This window comes from Corallococcus sp. RDP092CA (genome assembly GCF_041903675.1).
Lineage (GTDB): Bacteria > Myxococcota > Myxococcia > Myxococcales > Myxococcaceae > Corallococcus.
Genome location: NZ_JAYESI010000001.1, coordinates 244226 through 267014 on the forward strand (window position 1 = coordinate 244226; position 22789 = coordinate 267014).

Annotated in this window: 7 protein-coding genes and 1 pseudogene (1 of these 8 only partly in view); 3 read left to right on the top strand and 5 right to left on the bottom strand. The window is 71.8% G+C overall.

Annotation, left to right across the window (positions count from 1 at the left end; all coding sequences use genetic code 11):
- Together U8525_RS01065 and U8525_RS01070 are read right to left on the bottom strand one after the other, a co-directional pair.
- Positions 1-15626: the 5' end (the start) of a non-ribosomal peptide synthase/polyketide synthase gene (locus tag U8525_RS01065; protein WP_374259892.1), read on the bottom strand. Its footprint begins 17518 nt before the window's first position; only the first 15626 of its 33144 coding nucleotides appear in the window; its start codon is at positions 15624-15626; the stop codon falls past the left edge of the window.
- 760 nt (positions 15627-16386) lie between these two features.
- Complete coding sequence (locus U8525_RS01070; protein ID WP_374259896.1) at positions 16387-17439, bottom strand: oxidoreductase; 1053 nt, start codon at positions 17437-17439, stop codon at positions 16387-16389.
- 1269 nt (positions 17440-18708) lie between these two features.
- Here U8525_RS01070 and U8525_RS01075 point away from each other — a divergent pair.
- Positions 18709-18888 (top strand): annotated as a pseudogene (locus U8525_RS01075) (GntR family transcriptional regulator); the annotation flags it as partial.
- 243 nt (positions 18889-19131) lie between these two features.
- Positions 19132-20154: an isopenicillin N synthase family dioxygenase gene (locus U8525_RS01080; protein ID WP_374260527.1), complete on the top strand. Its 1023-nt coding sequence runs from the start codon at positions 19132-19134 to the stop codon at positions 20152-20154.
- Positions 20155-20160: 6 nt separating this feature from the next.
- Here U8525_RS01080 and U8525_RS01085 read toward each other — a convergent pair whose 3' ends face one another.
- The 3 genes from U8525_RS01085 to U8525_RS01095 all read right to left on the bottom strand — a co-directional run bounded on the left by U8525_RS01085 (position 20161) and on the right by U8525_RS01095 (position 21919).
- Positions 20161-20802, bottom strand: a complete 642-nt coding sequence (locus tag U8525_RS01085) for an RNA polymerase sigma factor (protein WP_374259899.1) — start codon at positions 20800-20802, stop codon at positions 20161-20163.
- Between the two features lie 89 nt (positions 20803-20891).
- Positions 20892-21371, bottom strand: a complete 480-nt coding sequence (locus U8525_RS01090; protein WP_374259902.1) for a redoxin domain-containing protein — start codon at positions 21369-21371, stop codon at positions 20892-20894.
- Complete coding sequence (locus tag U8525_RS01095) at positions 21368-21919, bottom strand: carboxymuconolactone decarboxylase family protein (protein ID WP_374259905.1); 552 nt, start codon at positions 21917-21919, stop codon at positions 21368-21370. Before U8525_RS01095 ends, U8525_RS01090 begins: the two co-directional genes overlap by 4 nt.
- Positions 21920-22196: 277 nt before the next feature.
- On the opposite strand from U8525_RS01095, the gene U8525_RS01100 reads away from it, so the two are divergent.
- Positions 22197-22775, top strand: a complete 579-nt coding sequence (locus tag U8525_RS01100) for a carboxymuconolactone decarboxylase family protein (protein ID WP_374259907.1) — start codon at positions 22197-22199, stop codon at positions 22773-22775.
- Positions 22776-22789 lie beyond the last annotated feature (14 nt).

A 22789-nucleotide genomic window follows, 5' to 3' on the forward strand; every position in this document is an offset into this window, starting at 1 on the left:
GTCGCACCGCCCCGGCGCAGCGAAGAGAGCGCCTTCACGCGCTCCCGGTCCTCGCCCAGGCACGCGCGCATCAGCGGGGTCAGGTCCTGGCCGGGCCCCACCTCCAGCAGCACGCTGCAACCCTCTTCCAGCAGCGCCCCCACCGCGTCGGTGAAGCGCACGGGCTGCCGCATCTGCTTGGCCCAGTACTCCGGCGCCGCCAGCTCGCCCGGACGCGCGAGCGCCCCCGTGAGGCTGGAGACGTACCGCACGGAGGGCTCGTTCCGCTGGAGCGAACCCACCACGCGCGCCAGCTCCCCCATCAACGGCTCCACGTCCGCCGAGTGGAAGGCATGCGACGACGGCATGCGCACCGCACCCGCCTTGCGCTGCTGCAACACCGCCTGGAGGCGCTCGACCTCATCCACGGGCCCGGAGACGACGCACCGGTCCGGTGCATTGAGCGCCGCGATCGTCAGCCGTCCGGAGAGCAGCGGCTGGACGTCCGCCGCCGCCAGCGCCACGCCGAGCATCGCGCCCGGCGGCAGCCGGTGCATCAGCTCGCCCCGCACCACGGCCGACCGCAGCGCGTCCGGCAGCGACAGCACGCCCGCGACACAGGCGGCGGCGTACTCCCCAAAGCTGTGTCCCAGCACCGCGTGCGGGACGATGCCCCACGCCTGCCACAGCCGGGCCAGCGCCACCTGCACCGTGAACAGCGCGGGCAGCGCGACCCGCGTGTCGGAGAGCGCGGCGGAGGCCTCCGCCTCCGGGGCCGGTCCCGGACGCAGCAGCGCCTCCACGCGCGAGCGCAGTGGCGCCTCCATCAGCGCGAGACACGCCTCCACCTGCGCTCGGAACGCCGGCACGGATGCGTCCAGCTCCCGGCCCATGCCCACCTGCTGCGAGCCCTGACCGGAGAAGACGAAGGCCAGGCGCTTCCGCCGTGCGGCCTCCACGTCCTTCAGCCGCGCGGGCGTGGCCGGCTTGCGAAGCTGCCTCGCCAGGTCCTCCGCGTCCCGGGCGACCACCGTGCGCCGGTACTCGAAGGCCCGCCGTCCCACCGCCTGCGTGTACGCGGCATCCGCGAACGCCCCCGCATCCCCCGCGACCTCCACGGAGAACCGCGCCGACAACGCCTCCAGGGACTCCGCGGAGCGCGCCGACAGCACCCGCAGCGCCAGCTGCTTCGCCGCCGCCTCCAATGCCTCCGGCGAACGCGCGGACAGCACCTGATCCGCCAGCTTCAGCGACGCCGCCGCCACCCCCTCCGGAGACCGGTCCGCCAGCACGTGCGACGCCAGCGCTCGCGCCCCCGCCTCCAGGGACTCCGGCGAGCGCGCCGACAGCACGAACAGCTGGTGCGAGCGCGTCGAGGGAGCGCTCCGGGCGACCGGAGCCTCCTCCAGCACGGCGTGCGCGTTCGTCCCGCCCACGCCGAACGAGCTCACCGCCGCGCGCCGTGGCGTCTTCCCCCGAGGCCAGGGGCGCAAGCGCGTGTTGACGAAGAACGGCCCCGCGTCGAAGTCGATCCGCGGGTTCGGCGCTTCGAAGTGGAGGCTGGGGGGAATCTCCTCCTCGCGCAGCGACAGCGCGACCTTGATGAGCCCCGCGAGCCCCGCCACCGTGTCCAGGTGTCCCACGTTCGTCTTGAGCGACGCGAGCGGGATGGTGCCCCGGTGCTCGGGACCCAGGCCGTAGGCGCGCTGGAGCGCCGCGACCTCGATGGGGTCGCCCAGCGGCGTCGCCGTCCCGTGCGCCTCCACGTAGCCGATGTCCCGCGCCGTCACGCCCGACCGGCGCAGCGCCTGCGTGATGACCGCTGCCTGGCCCTGAACACCGGGCGCCGTGAAGCCGGACTTGTCGCGCCCGTCGTTGTTGACGGCGGTGGCCCGGATGACGGCGTGGATGGGGTCGCCGTCGCGGACCGCGTCCTCCAGCCGCTTGAGCACCACCGCGGCCACTCCGCTGCCGGAGACGGTGCCCTGGCCCTTCGCGTCGAAGGCGCGGCAGTGCCCGTCCGGGGAGTAGATCATCCCCTCCTGGTGCACGTAGCCGGTGCGCTGCGGCACCGACAGCCGCGTCGCCCCCGCGAGCGCCACGTCCGACAGGCCGGCCAGCAGGTTCTGACACGCGACGTGCACCGCCACGAGCCCCGTGGAGCACGCCGTGTAGACGAGCATGCTCTCGCCGGTGAGCCCCAGCTTGTAGGACACCTTCGTCGGCAGGCTCTGGTAGGTCGCGGTGCCGTACAGCTCGAAGAACGCCGCCGAGTCCAACGGCAGGCTCCGCCGCACCTCGTTCGCGTAGCCGGACTCGTTCGCTCCGGCGAAGAGGGAGATGACGCCCGGGAAGCGCGAGGGGTCGATGCCCGCGTCCTCCAGCGCCGCCCAGGCGCACTGGAGGAACATTCGCTGCTGCGGGTCGGTCCACTGCGCCTCGCGCAGGGACATGTCGAAGAACGCGGGGTCGAATTGATCGATGTCCGTGAGCACGCCCTGGGCGGGCACGAACCCCGGGTGCTGTGACAGCGACACGCCCGGAGGAAGGCCGGGCATCGGCTCCAGCTCCTCGGGGGTGAAGCGGGAGATGGACTCCACGCCCTCGCGCAGGTTGCGCCAGAACTCCTCCACCGACGCGGCGCCGGGGAAGCGCCCGGACATGCCGATGATGGCGATGGCCTTCGACAGCAGCGCCGCCGCCGTCCCGTCCTTCGTGGCCGCGGAAGACACCGGCGCGACAGGAGCCGCGGAGCTGGAAGGCATCGGGACGGGAGCCGGCACGGACGCCGAGGACCCGGAGCCAGCTCCAGCGCTGACGGGACCGGCCATGGCGGGCTCCTCCGCCGCGGTGGTGACCGCGACCGTGGGCGGCGCTTGTGGCGGCTCGGGAACGAGGTCGGGGCGCGGGCCCAGCCCCTCGCGCACCAGCCGTTGGGCCAGCCCGTGGACCGTCGGATGCTCGAACAACCAGACCACGGGCACGTCGCGCCCGAGCGCCTCCTGTAGGCGGCTGGCGACGCGGACCACGGTGAGCGACGTGCCGCCCAGGTCCTCGAAGAAGTGGTCGTGCACGCCGACGCTCCGGGCCCCCAGCTCCCGGGCCCAGATGCCGGCGAGCTGCGCCTCCAGCGGATCCGCGGGCTCCACGAATCGCCCCTTGCGAGCGCTCGCCGCGACGTCCGGCGCGGGCAGGGCCTGCCGGTCCAGCTTGCCGGTCGCGGTGAGGGGCAGCGCGGGCAGCGGGACGAACGCGGCCGGGACCAGGTACTCGGGCAGCCGCTGCCGCAGGTGGCCACGCAGGGCCTGCACGTCCAGCGAGCCCGCCACCACGTAGGCCACCAGCCGCTTGTCGCCGGGGGCGTCCTCGCGCACGAGCACGGCCGCGTCCGTGAGGCCGGGCCAGTCCCGGAGGGCCGCTTCGACCTCCGACAGCTCGACGCGGTAGCCGCGCACCTTCACCTGACGATCGATGCGGCCCAGGAACTCCAGGCTCCCATCCGCGCGCCAGCGCACGCTGTCTCCCGTGCGGTACACGCGCTCGCCGGGTGTGGTGGCGAAGGGGTGGGGGATGAAGCGCTCGGCGGTGAGGTCCGGGCGGGAGAGGTAGCCGCGCGCGAGCCCGTCCCCGCCGATGAGCAGCTCGCCCGGCACCCCCACGGGCACCGGCCGCAGCGAGCCGTCCACCACGAAGGTCCGCGTGTTCGGCAGGGGCGGCCCGATGGGAATCGCCTCGCCCGGGACGTCCTCGGGCCGCTCCATGCGGAGGCAGCAGGTGAAGACCGTGGCCTCGGTGGGGCCGTAGCCGTTGACGACCGGGAGGCCCAGCGTCTCCACCACGCGGCGCGTGTGCGTGGGGGACAGGATGTCTCCGCCCACGAAGAGCTGCCGCAGCCCGCGCAGCACCTCCAGCCGCGCGTCCACCACCTGCGCGAACAGCCCCGCGGACAGGTAGAGCGACGTGACGCCATGACGGCGGAGGACCTGCCCCAGCAGCGCCAGGTCCGTGGGCGGCTGGGGCGGGAACACCACGAGCCTGCCCCCGGACACCAGCGGGCCCCACAGCTCCAGCGTCGACGCGTCGAAGGACAGCGGCGCCATCAGCAGGAACGTCTCGTCAGGAGTGAAGCGGGCCCAGGAGCCGCCGTGCAGGAGCCGCAGCACACCCCGGTGCTCCACGGCGACGCCCTTGGGGCGGCCGGTGCTGCCGGACGTGAAGTCCACATACGCGAGGTTTCGCGAGGAGAGCGCCACCTCGGGAGCGGTCGCGGGCTGTCCCTCCAGGCGTGCCTCCTCCACGAAGACGCACGGCACGTGCTCGGAGACCGGCAGCGAGGCGCGCAGCGCGCGGGTGGTGACGAGCAGCCGCGGGGGCGCGTCCTCCAGCATGTGGGCCAGCCGCCGCGCGGGATACGCGGCCTCCAGCGGGACGTAGGCGCCCCCTGCCTTGAGGATGGCCAGGAGCGTGACGACGAGCTCCACCGAGCGCTCCAGGCACACCGCCACCAGCGCCTCCGGCCCCACGCCGTGCGAGCGCAGCGTCCAGGCCAGCGCGTTCGCCCGCGCGTCGAGCTGCGAGTACGTCAGGCGCGCATCCCCGAACTCCAGCGCGATGGCCTCCGGTCGCCGGGAGACCTGGCGCGCGAAGCACTCCACCAGGTTCGACTCGCGCGGATACTCCACGCTGGTGGAGCTCCAGGCCGTGAGCACCTGCTGGCGCTCCTCGGGCGTGAGCCATTCCAGCCGGGCCAGCGGAGCGTCCGGAGCGGCGACGACGGCGTCCAGCAAAGTGCGCAGGTGCCCGGCCAGCCGCTCCACCGTGGAGCGCTCGAAGAGGTCCGTGCTGTATTCGAGGACGCCGCGCAGGCCGTCCGGCGCCTCATGCAGCAACAGGCCCAGGTCGAAGCGCGCCGTGGCGTTGTCCACGGGCACGGACCGCAGCGTGAGCCCCGGTGCCCTCAGCTCCCCGGTGGGCGCGTTCTGGAGCGCGAAGACCCCCTGCACCAGCGGGTTGCGGCTCAGGTCGCGAGTCACCTGGAGCTCCTCCACCAGCTTCTCGAAGGGCAGGTCCTGGTGCTCGAACGCGGCGAGCGCCGTGGCCCGGACCTGCGAGAGCAACGTCCGGAACGAGTCCCCCGGACGCACGCGGCAGCGCAGCACCAGCGTGTTCACGAAGAAGCCGACCAGCCCCTCCAGCTCCGCGCGGTCGCGGCCGGCGATGGGCGAACCCACCAGCAGCTCCTCCTGCCGCGAGTACCTCGACAGCAGCACCTGCCACACCGCGAGCAGCGCCATGTACGGCGTCGCTCCCGCCGAGCGGCCCAGCGCCACCAGCCGGTCCACCGCTCCCGAGGGGAGGTGCACGGGAAGCAGCGCACCCTTCGAGGACTGGAGCGCCGGCCGCACCCGGTCCGTGGGCAGCTCCAACACCTGGGGAGCCCCGGCGAGGTGCTGCTTCCACCACGCCACCTCCCGCGCCAGCGCGTCCCCCTGGAGCCAGGCGCGCTGCCACACGGCGAAGTCCGCGGGCTGCACCGGCAGCGACGGCAACACGGGCACGCGGCCGGAGGCGAAGGACTGGTAGCCTCCGGCCACCTCACGGAGCAGCACGCCCAGCGACCAGCCGTCGGAGACGAGGTGGTGCATGCACAGGAGCAACACGTGCTCGCGCTCACCCAGCCGGAGCAGCCTCGTGCGCAGCACCGGCCCACGTCCCAGGTCGAAGGGGCGCGCGGCCTCGTCCACGGAATGCCGCTGGGCCTCGGCCTCGCGGGAGTCCTGGGGGACGGCGGTCAGGTCGGTGACCGGCAGCTCCCACGCGCCTGCCGCGTGCACCCGCTGGACGGGCTGTCCCTCCTTCATCGCGAAGGTGGTGCGCAGGGCCTCATGCCGGGAGACGACCCACTCCAGGGCGCGGCGCAGCGCCTCCTCGTCCAGCGCGCCGTCCAGCCGCAGCGCGGTGGCGAGGTTGTAGCGACCGCCCCCCGGGTGGAGCTGCTCCACCACCCACAGCCGCTGCTGCGCGAAGGACACCGGAAGGTCCCGGTCCCTCGACGTGGGGACGAGGGCGGGGACGCGCGGCCCTTCGACGCGCGAGAGGAGCTGCGCCTCCACCCGCTCCGTGAGCCGGGCGACGGTGGGCGCATCGAAGAGCGCGCGCAGCGGCAGCTCCACGCCGAAGGTCGAGCGCAGCCGCGAGACGAGCTGCGTGGCCAGCAGCGAGTGGCCCCCGACGGCGAAGAAGTCATCGTGCAGCCCCACGGACTCCAGGCGGAGCAGCTCCTGGAACAGCGCGGCGATGCGCTGCTGGAAGAGCGTCATCCGCTCCGGAGCCGCGGGCCCGGTGGCGGCGGAGCGCGCATCCGGAGCAGGCAGCGCCTTGCGGTCCACCTTGCCCACGGGCGTGAGCGGCAGGGCGTCCAGCGACACGAACGCGGCAGGCACCCACGGCGCGGGCAGCCGCTCGGAGATGAAGGCGCGCAACGCCGAGGCCCCCACCGGACCGCCTGGCACGTACCACGCCACGAGGCGGTCCTCGACCACCCCAGCCACCGCGGCCTTCACCGACGGGTGCTGGCGGAGGAGGGCCTCCACCTCGCTCAGCTCGATGCGGAAGCCACGCAGCTTCACCTGCGTGTCCAGGCGGCCCAGGAAGTCCAGCGTCCCATCCGCCCGCCAGCGCACGCGGTCGCCCGTGCGGTACAGCCGCGCGCCGGGCGCGTCGCCGAACGGCGAAGGCACGAAGCGCTCCGCCGTCAGCGCGGGGCGGCCCAGGTAGCCCCGCGCCAGGCCGTCACCGCCCAGGTACAGCTCGCCCGGAACGCCCACGGGCACGGGCTGACCGTGCGCATCCAACACATAGGTCTGGACGCGCGACATCGGCCGGCCGATGGGCACCGACGTCGCGTGCTCCGGCAGCTCCACGATGTCGTGCGTGGTGACGCCCACGGTCGCCTCCGTGGGGCCGTACAGGTTCACCAACCGGCCGGGAGGGCCGGCGCGCAGCACCGCGCGCGCCGCGTCCGCGTTCGCCGCCTCGCCGGCATGGAGGACCGTCCGCATCGTCGCGAAGGCCTCCGGCACCTCGCGCGCCACGGTGTGGAACAGCGCCGTGGCGAAGAGCGCCGTGGTGGCGCCCACCTCGCGCAACGTGCGCGCCAGCTCGGCCGGAGCCAGCGTCACCTCGCGCGGCAGGATGACGAGCCGGGCGCCGTTGAGCAGGGCGCCCCAGACCTCGAAGGTGGCCAGGTCGAACGAGGGCGTGCCTGCCTGCACCATGCAGTCGTCCGGCCCCACCTGGACGTAGCTCGTGTCCCGCACCAGGTGCGCGATGGACTGGTGCGTGATGCCCACGCCCTTGGGCGTGCCCGTGGAGCCCGACGTGTAGAGCACGTAGGCCAGCTGCTCCGGCCGCACGGTGTCGCCAGCGGAGGCGGGCGCCGGAGCCTGCTCAGGACAGTCCGTGTCCGCGTCCACGTCCAGGCACACCGTGGGCAGGGAGTGGTCGGGCAGGGCGCTCAGCAGCGCTCGCTGGCCCACCACCGCGGAGATGCCCGCGTCCTCGAACATGAACGCCAGTCGCGGGCGCGGATAGGCGGGGTCCATGGGCACGTAGCAGCCGCCCGCCTCCAGGATGCCGAGCATCCCCACCACCAACTCCAGCCCCCGCTCCACGCACAGCGCGACCCGCGCCTCGGGGGGGAGCCCGAAAGCCCGCAGGCGCCGGGCCAGCCGCCGCGCCCGCTCCGCCAGCGTCGCGTAGGTGAGCACCTGCCCTTCGTGCTGCACCGCGATGGCGTCTGGAGCACGGAGGACCTGGGCCGCGAACAGCTCCGGCACGGTGTGGGGGGCGAGCGGACGGTGCGTGGCGTTCCAGTCCACGAGCACGCGTCGGCGTTCCGTGGCATCGAGCAATGAATGCTCCCGCACGGGGGCGTCCGGCCGCGCCGTGAGCGCGCCGAGCAGCGCCTCGAAGTGCGCCATCAGCCGGGTGACGGTGGTGGCATCGAAGAGGTCGGTGCTGAACTGGAGGTCGCCGCAGAGCGCGCCGTCCCGTTCCCGGAGGCTGAGGTCCAGGTCGAACTTCGCGGTGGCGCTCTCCCCGCCGCGCAGCTCCAGGTGAAGCCCAGGGAGGTCCAGCGGCCCCCCGGGTGCGTTCTGGAACGTGAACGCCACCTGGAACAGCGGAGACCGGCTCAGGTCCCGGGTCTCCTGGAGGTCCTCCACCAGCTTCTCGAAAGGAAGGTCCTGGTGGGCGTAGGCCGCGAGCGTCGTCGCCCTCACCTGGGCCAGCAGCGCGCGGAACGACGCGCGTGGGTCGATGCGCGCACGCAGCACCAGCGTGTTGACGAAGAAGCCGATGAGCCCCTCCGTCTCCGCGCGGTTGCGGTTGGCGATGGCCGACCCCACGAGCACGTCGTCCTGGCCCGTGTAGCGCGACAGCAGCAGCTGGAAGCCCGCGAGCAGCACCATGAACGGCGTGGCGCCGTCCCGGGCCGCCAGCGCCTTCACCGCTTCGGACACGTCGGGGGACAGGGCCACCGGAAGCGACGCGCCTCGGAACGACTGCGCGGCGGGGCGCGGCCGGTCGGTGGGGAGCTCCAGCGTGGTGGGAGCGCCAGCGAGCTGCTCACGCCACCAGCCCAGCTCCGCCTGGAGCACGTCTCCCTGGAGCCACGAGCGCTGCCACACGGCGAAGTCCGCGTACTGGAGGGGCAGGGGCGCCAGCGCCGGAGGCTGCCCCGCAGCGAAGGCCCGGTACAGCGCGCCCAGCTCGCGAGCGAAGACCCCGATGGACCAGCCGTCGGAGACGATGTGGTGCAGCGTGAGCAGCAGCCAGTGACACCGCGGGGCCAGCCGCAGCAACACGGCGCGCACCAGGGGGTCGGTGCTCAGCTTGAAGGGTCGCGTGGCCTCCGCGGCGGCGTGACGGTGCGCCTCGGCCTCACGTCGGTCCGCTGGGAACTCCTCCAGTGAGACCGTGGACAGCGTGAGCGTCGCATCGGGATGGACACGCTGGACCGGCGAGTCCCCTTCGGACACGAACGTGGTGCGCAGGACCTCATGCCGGCGCACCAGCGCCTGGAGGGACCGCTCCAGCGCGGAGGCATCCAGCGCGCCTTCGAGCACCAGGATGCCGGGCACGTTGTAGAAGGCGCTCTCGGGCTGGAGCTGATCCAGGAACCACAGCCGTTGCTGCGCGTAGGACAGCGGCGCGGGACCCGAGCGCGGCATCGCGACGAGCGGCGGCGTCCCCGTCCGGGGAGCCGCTCCCGAGCGCAGGGACGCCACGCGGACCGCGAGCGTCTCCACCGTGGGCGCGGCGAAGAGGTCACCCAGGGGCAGCTCCACGCCCAGCATCGAGCGCACGCGCGAGACCACCTGCGTGGCCAGCAGCGAGTGCCCGCCCAGCTCGAAGAAGTCCTCGTGGATGCCCACGCGAGGAACGTGCAGCACCTCGGCGAAGAGGGCGGCGAGCTGTTCCTCCACCGCGTCGCGAGGCGCGACATCCGTCTCCGCTGGAGCCACGGGGGCCTCGGGAGCGGGGAGGGCGGAGCGGTCCAGCTTGCCGTTGGCGTTGAGGGGCAGGGCGTCCAGCACCACGACGGCGCTGGGGATGAGGTAGTCGGGGAGCCGCCGCTGGAGGCCCGAGCGCAGGGCCTTGCCGTCCAGGGACTCGCCGACGACGTAGGCCACCAGTCGCTTGTCGCCAGCGACGTCCTCGCGCACCACGGCCACGGCTTCCCGCACGTCCGGCAGTCCGCGCAGGGCGGCTTCGACTTCGCCCGGCTCGATGCGGAAGCCGCGCAGCTTCACCTGGAAGTCGGTGCGCCCGAGGAAGTCCAACGCGCCCTCCGCGCGCCAGCGCACCCGGTCGCCGGTGCGATAGAGCCGCGCACCCGGCGTCGCGCTGAACGGGTGGGGCACGAAGCGCTCGGCGGTGAGGGCGGGCTGGTGGAGGTAGCCCCACGCGAGGCCCTCGCCACCGACGTACAGCTCGCCGGGCATGCCGGGAGGTACCGGCCGCATCGTCGAGTCCAGCACGTAGACCGTGGAGTGGGGCAGCGGCCGCCCGATGGGAACGGCGGTCCCCACCGGGTCGCCCGCCTGCATCCGGTGCGTGGTGGAGAACGTGGTGTTCTCCGTGGGCCCGTAGCCGTTGAGCAACACCGAGCCCGGACGCATCCGCGCCAGGTGTTCCCGCACGCGGGACGCCGGGAGCACGTCGCCGCCCGCCAGGACCTGCGCCACGGACGCGAGCGCCTCTGGATGATGCACGGCCAGCTGTTCAAAGAGCGCGGCCGTGAGCCACAGCGTGGTGACGCGGTGCCCGGTCAGCGCCTCCGCGATGCGCGCGAGGGACAGCTCTCCCGGAGGCGCGAGCACCAGCCGGGCCCCATGAAGCAGCGCGCCCCAGATCTCGAGCGTGGACGCATCGAACGCGGCCGGTGCGAGCTGGAGGAAGACCTCATCCGGCCCGAAGCGCATGAACCCGCTGTCCGCCACCAGCCGCAGCACGGCGCGGTGCGGGACGCAGACGCCCTTGGGCGTCCCCGTGGAGCCTGACGTGAAGAGGACATAGGCCAGCCGGTCCCCTGTCGCGCGCGGCTCCGGGAGCGCGGTCTCCGGATGGGAGGCCACCCGGGGCGCGTCCGCGTCCAGCAGCACCAGCGGCGTCAGCAGCGAGGGCAGCTCATCCGCGAGCGCCTCCCGCGTGATGACCATCGCCGCCCCGGACTGTTCCAGCAGCAGGGCCCCGCGCTCGGGAGGCACCTTCAGGTCGAGGGGGACATAGGCCGCCCCGGCCTTGAGCACCGCCAGCAGCGAGACGATGAGGTCCGGCGAGCGAGGCAACAGCACCGCGACGCGGCTGCCCTCGGAGATGCCCGAGGCGCGCAGGTGGTGCGCCAGCTGGTTCGCCAGCGCATCGAGCCGCGCGTAGGTCCAGCTGCCGGACTCGGACACGAGCGCCACCGCTTCCGGCGCCCGCGCGACCTGCTCCGCGAAGCGTGCGGGGATGGACTGCGTGGAGAAGTCACGGACGGAGGCGACGCCGCTCCAGTCCTCCAGGACCTGGCGCCGTGCTTCGGTGGGCATCAGCGGCAGGCGCTCCACCGGGACGTCCAGCTGTCCGGGGAGCGCGTCCAGCAACGCGGCGTAGGCTTGCAGCAACCCCTGGAGGAAGGCCGCGTCGAAGAGGTCGGTGTTGTAGTGGAGGCCGCCGGTGAAGCCGTCCGGCGACTCTTCGAGGATGAGGCTGAAGTCGTACTTCGACGGCGTGGAGGGCGGTGGCAGCTCGCGCAGCGTGAGGTCCGGCAGCCGCCACTCCGCGGCGGGCGTGTTCTGGAGGGTGAGGGTGACCTGGAAGAACGGGCTGTGGCTCGGGTCGCGCGCGGGCTGGAGCTCCTCCACCAGCTTCTCGAAGGGGACGTCCTGGTGCTCGAAGGCCCCGAGCGTGGTGGCGCGCACCTGGGCCAGCAGCGCGCGGAACGACGCGCGTGGGTCGATGCGCGCACGCAGCACCAGCGTGTTGACGAAGAAGCCGATGAGGCCCTCGGTCTCCGCGCGGGTACGGCCCGCGACGGGCGCGCCCACGCTGACGTCGTCCTGCCCGGCGTACCGTGACAGCAACAACTGGTATGCGGCCAGCAGCACCATGAAGGGCGTGGCGCCGGTCTGCCTCGCCACGGTCCGTACTCCGTCCGTCAGCTCCCGCGACAGGCGCACCGCCAGCGAGTCTCCCGAGAACGTCTGCACCGCCGGACGCGGCCGGTCCGTGGGGAGCATCAAGCGTGGAGGCGCCCCCGCGAGCTGCCCGCGCCACCACGCAAGCTGCGAGGCAAGCACCTCCCCCTGGAGCCACTGTCGCTGCCACGCGGCGAAGTCGGCGTACTGGATGGGAAGGACCGGAAGCGAAGGATGCTGTCCGGAGGCGAAGGCCCGGTAGAGGGCCACGAGCTCGCGCACGAGCACGCCCGTGGACCAACCATCCGAAGCGATGTGATGCGTGAGGACGAGCAGCACATGCCGCGTCTCCTCCAACCGCACGAGCACCCCGCGGAAGATGGGGCCACGGCCCAGGTCGAAGGGCCGCTGTGCCTGGGCGGAGATGAAGTCCCTCAACCTGGAGTCGCGGGTGCTCGGAGGCAGCTCCTCCAGGTTCACGAGCTCGAACGGGCACGTGCCACGCGGCTCGATGCGCTGGACGGGGCCGTGAGTCCCGGGGACGAACGTGGTGCGCAGCACCTCATGCCGCTCGACCAGTGCGTCCAGGGCCCGTCGCAGCGCGGAGACGTGGAGCGCGCCTTCGAGCAGGACGGTCCCCGGCAGGTTGTACGCGACGCCACCGGGCTGGAGCTGCTCCAGGAACCACAGGCGCTGCTGCGCGAAGGACAGCGCGAGCTCCCCCTCGCGCGACACGGGCCGCAAGGGCGGCGCCTGGGCACCCGCGGTCCGCCCCAGAGCCTCATCCACCGCCGAAGCCAGCCCCGCGAGCGTGGACGCCTTGAAGACCGCCCGCAGGGGCAGCTCGACCTGGAACGCCGCCCGGATGCGCGAGAGAAGCCGCGTGGCGAGCAGCGAGTGTCCCCCGAGCGCGAAGAAGTCGTCATGCGCGCCCACGCGCTCCACGCGCAGCAGCTCCGCCCAGAGCGAGGCCAGCCGTTCCTCCGAGGGCGTGCGCGGCGCGACGTACTCCGGCGCCATCCCCGAGCCCACATCCGGCGCGGGCAGCGCCTTCCGGTCGACCTTGCCGCTGGTCGTCAGGGGCAGGGCTTCCAGGAAAACGAAGGTCCCAGGCACCATGTACTCGGGGAGCTTCTCCGAGAGGAACGCGCGCAGCGCCTCCGTCCCCGGCACGTCCGTCCCGCCGACGAGATACGCCACCAGCCGCGTGTCGCCCGCCGTGACGCCCGCGAGCGCCACCACGACGGCCCGCCGCACGGACGGATGCTGCTCCAGCGCGGCCTCAAGCTCTCCCAGCTCGATGCGCAGCCCGCGCACCTTCACCTGGAAGTCGGTGCGGCCCAGGTACTCGATGACGCCGTCGGGGAGCCACCGGGCAAGGTCCCCCGTGCGGTACAGCCGGGCTCCCGGCGCGTCGCTGTACGCGTCCGGGAGGAAGCGCTCCGCGGTCAGGTCCGGCCTGCCCAGGTACCCGCGGCCCACCTGCACACCGCCGATGAACAGCTCTCCGGGCACTCCCTGGGGCACCGGCCGGAGCGACGCATCCAGCAGCCGGATCCGCGTATTCGCCACCGGATGGCCGATGGGCACGGAGCGTCCCGGCGCTCCGCGCACGCACTCGTGAGCGGTGACCTCCACCGCGGCCTCGGTGGGGCCATAGAGGTTGTGCAGCCGGATGCCGGGCAGCCGCTCCAGGCAGCGCTCCGCCAGCTCCAGCGGCAGCGCCTCACCGCTGCACACCACCCGGCGCAGCGACGCGCACTTGCCCAGGCCGGGCTCCTCCAGGAACGCCTGGAGCATGGACGGCACGAAGTGCGTGACGGTGATGCGCTCCCGCGCGATGAGGTCCGCCAGGTAGCCCGGCTCCTGGTGTCCACCGGGCCGGGCCACCACCAGCCGGGCACCGGTCATCAACGGCCAGAAGAGCTCCCACACGGACACGTCGAAGCTGAACGGCGTCTTCTGCAGCACGGCATCGTCTGGTGACAGCGGCTGTGCCCCCTGCATCCACAGGAGCCGGTTGACGATGCCGGCGTGCGCGTTCATCGCGCCCTTCGGACGGCCGGTGCTGCCGGAGGTGAAGATGACGTAGGCGAGCGAGTCTTCGGAGGCCACGGGAGGCGGTGTCGCCGACGGCTGCCGGGCCACCTCCACCCACTGGGAATCCAGGCGCAGCACCGGCACGCCAGTTCCGGGCGGCAGCCGCGCCGACAGCCGCTCCTGGACGAGCACCACGGCGGGCCGAGCGTCCTCGAACATCCACGCGAGCCGCTGAGCGGGAAGGGAGGGCTCCAGCGGAACGTAAGCTCCGCCCGCCTTCAACGTCGCGAGCAGCGCCACCACCAGCTCCAGCGACCGCTCCAGCATCAACCCGACGCGGACCTCCGGCCCCACGCCCAGCGACCGCAAGTGCCACGCAAGCTGGTTGGCCCGCGCCTCCAGCTGCGCGTACGTGAGCGAGGCGTCCGCGAACGTGACAGCCGCCGCGTCCGGCGTGCGAGCCACCTGCGCTTCCACCAGCTGATGCAGCAGCAAGCCGTGAGGAAACGCCTGCCGGGGCCCGCTCCACGCATGGAGCACCCGCTCCCGCTCGGCCGCATCCAGGAGGGACAGCTCCGACAGGCGCGCATCCGGGCGGGAGCCAGCGTCCTCCAGCAGGACCCGCAGGTGCCCCAGCAACCGCGCCATCGTGGCCTCCTCGAAGAGGGCGGTGCGGTACTCGGCGGTGAGGCGCAGGCCCTCTGGCTGTTCGAAGGCGAAGAGGGTGAGGTCGAACTGCGCGAAGCCGCTGTCCACGAGCTGCGCGTCCAGCGACAACCCGGGCAGGCGCACGGTGGGAAGGGGCGTGTTCTGCAGGACGAACATCACCTGGAAGAACGGAGGCACGTCCAGGTGGCGAGGCGGCTGGAGGACCTCCACGAGCTTCTCGAAGGGCACCTCCTGGTGCGCGAAGGACTCCACCGACGTCGCCTGCACGCGGCCCAGGAGGGCGCGGAACGACGGGTCACCCGCGAGCGAGGTGCGCAGCGCGAGCGTGTTGACGAACAGCCCGACCAGCGGCTCCAGCTCCGCGCGCGAGCGCCCCGCGACGGGAGTGCCCACGGTGAGGTCCTCCTGTCCGGAGTAGCGCAGCAGCAACACCTTGAAGCCCGCGAGCAGCACGGTGAAGAGGGTGGTGCCCTCCTGGGCCGCAAGGGCCGCCAACTGCTGGAGCAGCGCCGCGGGAAGCATCGCGGACAAGGTCGCGCCCCGGCTGTCCGCCCCGCTGGCGCGAGGTCGATCGGTGGGCAGCGACAGGATGGCACGTGCATCCAGCCGCGAGCGCCACGCATCGATCGCGGCCTCCAGCGCTTCCCCCTTCAACGCCTCGCGCTGCCACACGGAGAAGTCCGCGTACTGCAACGCCAGCGCGGGCAGCTCCGGCGTCCTGCCCGACGCCAGGGCTTCATAGAGGACGCCCAGCTCATGCACCAGCAGGCCCATGGACCAGCCGTCGGACACGGTGTGATGCAGCGCGAGCAGCAACAGGTGCTCGGTGGAGGAGACGGCGAACAGCACGGCGCGCAGCAACGGACCCTGCTCCAGGTCGAACGGCTCGCGAGCCGCCTCGTGCAACTTGCGCCAGGCCTCCGCGGCATCCGCCACCGGCACCACGGGCAGCGGCACGTCCATCTCGGGCGCGATGCGCTGCCACGGCCGTCCATCCTGTTCCACGAAGGTGGTGCGCAGCACCGCGTGGCGGCGCACCACTTCGTTCAGGCTCCCCGCCAGCGAGGGCACGTCGAGCCGCCCTTGCATGCGCACCGAATAGAGCAGGTTCAAGCCGGCCTGCCCGGGCGTCAGGCGTTCCTGGAACCACATGCGCTCCTGACCGAACGACGCCGGGACCCGCGACGCGGGGCGACGTTTCTCGCGAAGCAGTTCCGCCAGCCGCGCGCGCTTCTGCTCAGGGGTGGAGGCCATGGGTCGGAGACTCCTTGGGAGGGGGCCTCGCGAACGCTCGGGAAGGCGATGTGACGGGTTCCCGGACTCGCGAGCGCGCGGGATAGTAGACAGGCCCTCCGACACGGCCGCAGCGATTTGCTCATGGGGACCTGGCGGTCAGCCAACTGGGGAGCGCGGAGGTGCGAGGCGCGTGGACCCTGCGGAAATTCCGCTCCACGCATGGTGTCTGGTGACGTATTTCAGCGGTGTTTCACCGTGGTGTTGGAACGCTCGCGCTGGACGTTTCCGCTAGACTTTGGGAAGGCCCGAGCTCTTCCGGATCCGCGAAGCCCACCTCGCCGATGCTGCGCGGAGCTCGCAGGTGCTACGCGACGCCCCGAGTCATCCCGTGGCTGTCTGTATCCACCGTCCGGCGCGCGCGACAAGGCAGAGGCCGTGATGCGGCGCGAGCTGTCAGATATGGCGGCGCGTTCGTCGCGGAGGCGGAGGGCATCCGCTTCGGCTGCGTGTTCTTCCATCCGAAGGGAGTGCCCCCGTCCCTGGATCGGCACGTGGCGCTGCCGTTGCACGGGGCCAGGGCATGGCACTGCACCTCATCGAGGAGGTGGAGACTCGAGCGAGAGAGCTGGGGCAGCGGCGCGCGCGGCTTTTGGTGAGGCGCGCGCTCACGCCGCACCATGCGTGGTACTCACACCTGGGCCGTGCCTTCCATTCCCATGGCACGCATGCCGGTCATGCGTCGCCGACGTTCCGGGTGTTGGAGAAGATGCTCTGCGCGTCAGTCGCGAGGGAGCAGCGGGATGCGGCGGCCTTCCAGGTCGCTCTGGAGCGCGGCCTGGATGACGCGCACGGTCTCGCTCGCGCTCAGCGCCGTCACGGGCACGGGCGCTCCATGGAGGATGGCGGCGCCGAGCTGCCGGTAGAACTGGCCGTAGTCGCCGGGCACGGTGGTGACGGTCTCCCCCGAGGCGAGCAGCCGGCCATGGCGCTCCACGGGCTCGCGGCCGAAGTCCGGATGGCCGGGACGCAAGCCTGCTTCGAGCTGTCCCTCCTGCGGATCCAGTTCGTGCTTCAGGTAGGCATCCCGGTCGCCCTGTAAAACGAAGCGGGGCCACGGTGCATGCACGACGGAGCCGGAGTGCAGCACCACTCGCAGCGTGCCGTAGCGAAGGACCAGGTGGAACCAGTCTGTCCCCTGCGCGCCCGGGCGCTGCCGGCCGAGGTCGGCGGTCACGGACTCCGGCAGGCCGAAGAGCTGCACGGCCTGGTCGATGAGGTGCGAGCCCAGGTCCCACAGCGTGCCGCCGCCGGGCACATTCTGTTCCTTCCAGCGAGCCTTCACCTGGGGCCGGAAGCGGTCGAAGTGGCTCTCCATGCTGTAGAGCGTCCCGAGCCGTCCCTGTTCCAGCAACTGGCGCACGGTGAGGAAGTCCCCGTCCCAGCGGCGGTTATGGAACACGGAGAGGCACAGCCCACGCTCCTTGGCGAGCGCATCCAGTCGCAGCGCTTCGTCCGCGTCGAGCGTGACGGGCTTCTCCACCACCACATGTTTGTCCGCGCGCAGCGCCTGTCGCGCGAGCGACGCGTGCGAGTCATTGGGAGTGCACACGACGAGCACATCCAGGTCCGGATCCGCCAGCAGTGACTCCACGGTGCCGGTGCGGACGCCAGGCCAGTCGCGGGTCACGGTGTCCACGCGGCTCGATGCCACGGCGGCCAGGGTCAACGCGGGCTCCGCGGCGATGAGGGGTCCATGGAAGCGAGAACCAGACAAGCCATAGCCGAGGAGGCCCACCCGCAACGGGGAGCCAGGGACGCGAGTGGAGGTCATGGCCCGAAAGGGTAGCGGGAAGTGCTCCCGATGCGGATAGACATGAGGACCTGTCCCTGCCACCTTCCCGACATCCGCCGCCACGAAGGGCATCAGGAGAAGGACGCAGCAGGGGGCCACGACGTCGTGCCTGGGTGAATGCCCACACAGGCCCCGGATGGAAGCAGGGGGGAATGCGAGGTCGTGTCACGGCGGCCGCAAAGGCGAAGCCACAGGGGGAGTCTGCGGCGAACCGCGACGTCACGTTGACGCGGTCGCAGAGGTGAACCACGGATGGAATCGGCGGTCCTCTGCGACGTCGTGCCAACGCGGATGCAGAGGCAAAGCCACGGGCGGAGACAGCGATGAACCGCGACGTCGTGCCATTACGAGGCCAAGGGTAAGGGCACGAATGGAGGTCGCGATAGGTCGGGACACCTTGCCGACGAGGGACAAGCGCGAAGCCACAGGCAGAGGCCGCAGTGCCTTCCTTCGCGGATGCAAAGTGGAGCTGCGAACGGAGGCACCGGTGGGCGCGACTTCATCCCTGCGCGGCCTCAATGATGGGGCACGGACAGGGCCACCTGCCGGGCTCGCTTTCCGGAAACCTGTCCGACAGTCGGACAAGCTTTCGCCACACGGTGCCCGAACTCGAGACCGAGTCCGACAGTCGGCCAGCCCTGCGCCAATTGGGGCCGAAGTCGCGAACGAGTCCGACAGTCGGACAGGCCCGTGCCAACGGGGGCCGAAGTCGCGAACGAGTCCGACAGTCAGACAGGCCCGCGCCAACCGAGGTTCGATCTCGCGAACAAGTCCGACAGTCAGACAGGTCCTCGCCAACTGGGGCCGATTCCGCGAACGAGTTCGGCAGTCGGACAGGTTCGCGCCAACTGAGGTTCGTTTCGCGAGAGAGTCCGACAGTCAGACAGGTCTGCGCTGCGGGACCAGAGTCAGCAAACGTGTCCGATAGTCGGACTGGTTTTCACAGCCCGCGGTCCGTGCTCGTGAACGAGTCCGGCAATCGGACGGGTCTACGCTTTGGGGCCAGAGCCAGCGAACCTGTCGGACTGTCGGACTGGGTTTCACACTGAGGAGCGAGCCCACGCGCCTGTCCGACAGTCTGACTGGGCTTCGCGACCCGCAACCGGAGCTCACGGACGTGTCCGACAGTCGGGCAGGTTTTCGCGCTCCGCGGGGCCGCGCCATATGGGCCGACGCGGACGGCGGGGTCGCGCATCCATCCATGTCAGACCCCCATGGTTGGATGGCGACGCTGAGACAAGGAAGGGGATGGGGATGGAGCGGGGCGGGCTCGTGGCGTACGTGGAAGCGCAGATTGAGCGCAAGATCGCGCTGGGGCAGATACACCCATCTGGGGAGTTCGCTTCGGAAGCGGAGCTGGCGCGTCGTGACAGGGTATGCCGGGGCACCATGCGTGAGGCGCTGCGACGGCTGGCGGCTCGAGGTCTGGGACCCTGCGCCGCTTCGCTCGGTGGACTGCGCGCCTCTGGCGCTTCATGGCCCATTCTCCAGGCCCACGTGCCTCGTGAGCGGCGGCAGCGCTGCGCGCCCACGAAGTTGCCCATGACGCTCCGCCTGTCCCCGCTTGAGGGGCAACACCGGACCCGGGGCTCTCCGGACGCGTCCTCCCGAGCCTGGTCTCCACTCCGGATTGCTCAACGAACTCCTCATGTCCTGCATAGAGTTCGCACCATGGACACCGTGCCCCTCATCGACGTCCGTGCCCTCGTCGACCCCACGTCGAGTCCCCAGTCCCGACGGGAGGTCGCCGCCCACATGGGCGCGGCCTGCAGGAACACCGGCTTCTTCTACGTCGTGGGCCACGGCGTGGACGAGGGACTCCAGTCCCGGCTGGATGCGCTGGCCCGGGACTTCTTCGCCCGGCCGGAGGAGGAGAAGCAGCGCGTGCGCATGGGGCTCGGGGGGAGGGCGTGGCGGGGCTTCTTCCCCGTGGGCGGAGAGCTCACTTCAGGCCGGCCGGACCGCAAGGAGGGGCTCTACTTCGGGACGGAACTGCCGCCGGATGACCCTCGCGTGCGCGCCGGCACGCCGCTGCATGGTCCGAACCTGTTCCCCCTGGAGCCGGCGGGACTGGGCTGCGCGGTGCTCGAGTACATGGCGGCGCTGACGTCCCTGGGACACGCGCTGATGTCCGGTATCGCGCTCAGCCTGGACCTGGAGGCGGACTTCTTCGCCAGGCGGTACATGGCGGATCCAACGGTGCTGTTCCGCATCTTCAACTACCCGCCGGGCCCGGAGGTGGACTCCCAGGGGCTCCCGGTCTGGGGCGTGGGCGAGCACACCGACTACGGCGTGCTCACCATCCTCAAGCAGGACGACGCGGGCGGGCTCCAGGTGAAGACGCGCCAGGACGGCCATACGCGCTGGGTGGACGCGCCTCCGGTGGAGAACGCGTTCGTGTGCAACATCGGCGACATGCTCGACCGGATGACGCGCGGCGTGTACCGCTCCACCCCGCACCGGGTGCGCAACCGCGCGGGCCGCGACCGGCTGTCCCTGCCGCTCTTCTTCGACCCGGACTGGACGGCGGAGGTGCGGGCCATCGACTCGCCCGCACTGAAGGACGCGGGCGCGGACGACCACGCGGAGCGGTGGGACCGCCAGAGCGTCCACGCGTTCCAGGGCACCTATGGGGACTACCTGCTCGGCAAGGTGGGGAAGGTGTTCCCCGACCTGCGCGCGGAGGTGCTGTAGCGACGCTCAGGAGTGCCGGAGCCGCCGGGCCTCCGCGGAGTCCTGGAGGGACCGGGGCGCGGTCTCCGTGGCGGCCAGGTGCGGCGGCCCCGGGTCCTTCATGGCCAGCACCAGGCACTCCCGCAGGCGCTGGCGCGCGCGGAACAGCAGGATGCGCACGTTCTCCGGCGACACCCCCAGCAGCGTGGAGACCTCCTCGCCCGGACACTCGTCCAGGAGCCGCAAGCGGATGACCGCCTGCTGCATCTGCGACAGCTGCTCCACGCAGCGCACCAGGCTCACCCGCGCCTCCGCCTCCGCCACCAGCGTGTCCGCGGAAGGCAGGTCCGCGGCCACCTCTTGCAGGTCGAACTCCGCCGGCAACGCCCGGCGCGCCAGCTTGCGCCGCTGGTTGAGCGCGGCGTGGGCCACCAGCGTCGACAGCAGGCGCTCGACCTCGTTGGAGCGGGCGGACAGCGTCGTGGCCTCCGGCATCCGCAGGAACGTGACGAACGCGTCCTGGACGCAATCCAGCGCGTCCTCGGGCGGCAGCCCCCGGCGCCTCGCGCTCGTCACCAGGCGCGCGCGGTGCTGGTGGACGAGCAGGGTGATCCAGGAGAGGAACGCGGCGCGCTCCGTGGCGGAATCCGGAGGGGTGTCTTCAGACATGGCTCCGCCATCCTAACCCCCTTCGACGAAATCCGCCGAAGGGGGAAGGCCGGAAAGCCTGGATGACGCAGGACGGCGCGCCTCGTCCGCTACTGCGTGAGGTGCGCCCCGCGCGCGAGCGCCGTCATCAGCTCCTTCTCGTTGAAGCCCAGCGGCGGGAGGGCGGACTGCCTCCCGTAGACGACCTCCCGGGAGGGGGCCAGCAATACGGTGCCGCTCGGCTGGAGCCTGCCCCAGAGGATGGGCTCCAGCCCCGCCTCCGCGTGCGAGCCGGTGCCGGTGGTGAGCACCGGCACCGCCGCCAGCCCCAGCCACGACGCCAGCTCCCGCGCCTCGTCGGGTCCATCCGGCACGACGGAGAGGACCTTCGCCCGGTTCGCCGCGATGTCGCCCTGGCGCTTCGCCAGCGTCTTCAGGTGGTTGCGACACACCGGACACGCGGCGTTGCGGAGGAAGAAGACCACCGCCGCCTCGCCGCCCATGGCCTCGCCCAGGCGCGTGGGCCTGCCCGCGCCGTCCCTCAGCTCCAGGTCGGGGAAGCGGGCCCCGGGTTCGAAGGTCGCCGTCACGCGTGGATTCCGTCGATGACCGCCGCGGGCACCAGGTCCACCGGCGGGATGTCGATCTCCGTCTGGGCCAGGTGGTTGAGGTAGTTGCCGAAGCTGGTCGCGACGACCTGGGCCAGGATCTCCACCACGTCGCCGTCGCTCCAGCCCGCGGCGCGCACCGCCGCCAGCTCCGTGTCCGTCACCGCGCCCCGGCGCGCGGCGATCTGCCGGGCGAACTGGAGCGCCGCCTCCACCTTGGCGTCCGGCGCCTTGCCCGAGCGCGCGTGATCCAGCTCCAGGTCGGAGAGGCCCGCCTTGCGGCCCAGCTGCGTGTGGTGCGAGACGCAGTAGCGGCAGCCCTGCGCGTTGCCCACCGCGAGCGCGATCTGCTCGCGCACGCGCGGCGTCAGCTGCCCCTGGCCCAGCGTCCCGTGCAGCGCGAAGAAGGCGCTCATCGCCGCGGGCGAGTTGGCCAGCACCCGGACCGGCGGCGGCAGGTTGGCGCCCAGCTTCTCCTTGATGGGTTTGAGCGTGGCGTGCGAAGCGTCGACAAGGTTCAGACGGGACATGAATACTCCTGAGGCCGCAGGATTGCGGTTTGCCAGTCATTAAGGTCGCGACCCCTGGCCGGCGTTACGCTGGACCTGCCGATTCTTCCCGGGATATTTTCAACCCACTGAAATTGCAGGTGATTTCGTCCTGAATAATCATGCAGAAATTCACCCTGAAATCCCGCGCGAGGTGCGCAAGGAAATCTTGAGAGGAATGTGAATCTTTGTTGAAACGCAATGCTTGAGGTGGCATTGTCAAATGAATCCGACACTCCAAATCAGGGGAGGGTGTGTCTTGGGGCGACTGAGGATTCACACGATTGAGAGCGCGCCGGAGCAGTCCCGTCCGGTGCTGGCCGCGGTGGAGAAGTCCGCCGGTTTCCGTTCGAACCTGCTGGGGCTCATCGCGGAGTCACCGAGCGCGACCCAGGCCTTCGCCCAGATGGGGCCGCTGCTGGGCCAGTCCTCCTTGAGCGCCGTGGAGCGCGAGGTGGTCATCATGACCATCGGCTGGGAGAACGACTGTTCGTACTGCATGGCCTTCCACAGCTACTTGTGTCGCAAGCTCCAGGTCCCGGACGCGGTCGTGGCCGCGCTCCGCTCGGGGACGGCGCTGCCGGAGCCCCGGCTGGACGTGCTCGCGGAGTTCACCCGCACGGTGGTCCGTGAGAAGGGGTACGTGGGGGATGACCTCTGGAGCCGGTTCACGGCCCAGGGCTTCACGGGCGCCACCGCGCTCGACGTCCTCCTGGCCCTGTCGCAGCAGGTGCTGGTGAACTACGCGAACCACCTGGGCGGCGTCGAGCTGGAGCCGGCCCTGAAGGAGTTCGCGTGGACCCGCCCGTCCGCGACGGCGGCGGCGCGGCAGGCGTAGCGCTCCCGGGGGCC

What these genes read in the sequence shown, in the direction of transcription:
- U8525_RS01070 (WP_374259896.1), bottom strand. Translation starts at nt 17,439, where the DNA reads ATGACCTCCACTCGCGTCCCTGGCTCCCCGTTGCGGGTGGGCCTCCTC.
- U8525_RS01080 (WP_374260527.1), top strand. Translation starts at nt 19,132, where the DNA reads ATGGACACCGTGCCCCTCATCGACGTCCGTGCCCTCGTCGACCCCACG.
- U8525_RS01085 (WP_374259899.1), bottom strand. Translation starts at nt 20,802, where the DNA reads ATGTCTGAAGACACCCCTCCGGATTCCGCCACGGAGCGCGCCGCGTTC.
- U8525_RS01095 (WP_374259905.1), bottom strand. Translation starts at nt 21,919, where the DNA reads ATGTCCCGTCTGAACCTTGTCGACGCTTCGCACGCCACGCTCAAACCC.